The organism is Mesorhizobium sp. M0019 (genome assembly GCF_040323975.1).
Lineage (GTDB): Bacteria > Pseudomonadota > Alphaproteobacteria > Rhizobiales > Rhizobiaceae > Mesorhizobium.
Genome location: NZ_JAMYVK010000142.1, coordinates 1 through 899 on the forward strand (window position 1 = coordinate 1; position 899 = coordinate 899).

The window sequence follows — 899 nt, forward strand, 5'->3', positions numbered from 1 at the left end:
CCCTCGATCGAATGGCTGGACTTGCTGATGATGGTGTTCATGACCGCAAGGAAGTCCGGATAGCCGACCGCGATCGCCAGCGTCGAATTCTTGACGACGTTGATGTATTGGCTGTTGAGCGGCGGGACGATCACCCGCAGCATCTGCGGGATGATGATCAGACGCAATATTTTGCCGCGTGGCAGGCCGAGCGAATGACCTGCATCCCACTGACCGCGGCCGACCGAAAGCACGCCGCCACGCACGATCTCGGCGACGAAGCCGGTGGTGTAGATGGTCAGCCCGATGAGGATGGTGCTGAGTTCGGGCGTCAGGTCCTTGCCGCCTTTGAAGTTCGACCCAGTGAAGGTCGGCCAGTCGACGGAGAACTTCGCATCGGCAAGCCAGAGCCCGGCAATGCCAACCGCGAGGATCGCCGGCGCGGTCAGCGGTGGCAGCCATCCTCGTCTCGCCGCCGCCCAGCCAGCGGCCGCCAGTGCCAGGGCGAGAGCAATGACGAGCAATCCCGCGGTGGCGACGTCCATGCTGACGGCCGGCACCACAAAGCCGCGCATGGAGGCGTAAACGCCTGGCAGCGGATTGAGCGCTTCGCCGACCGGCGGCAGCACCTTCCACCACAGCGAGTAGAGAAAGATCAGAAGCACGATCGGCGGTGAATTGCGTGCAACCTCCACCCATACGCGGCAGGTGCCCGCCGCCAGGGGATTGCTGCTCAGCCGGGTGATGCCGACGACGAGGCCGAGCGCGGATGAAAAGACGATGACGACCGCGGAGACGAAGACCGTATTGGCGAGCCCGGTCGCGATCGCCCAGTAATAGGGGTCCCGCGACTTGTAAGTGAAGATTGCTTCGGAGATGACGATCCTTGACGGCATCGTCAGGAAATCGAAGCCGATCGG

At 63.2% G+C, this 899-nt stretch carries 1 protein-coding gene; it reads right to left on the reverse strand.

Annotated elements, in window-relative coordinates; genetic code table 11:
- Positions 1 to 899: ABC transporter permease subunit (locus tag NKK47_RS35045; RefSeq protein ID WP_352579935.1), on the reverse strand; the 899-nt coding region annotated here is incomplete at both ends.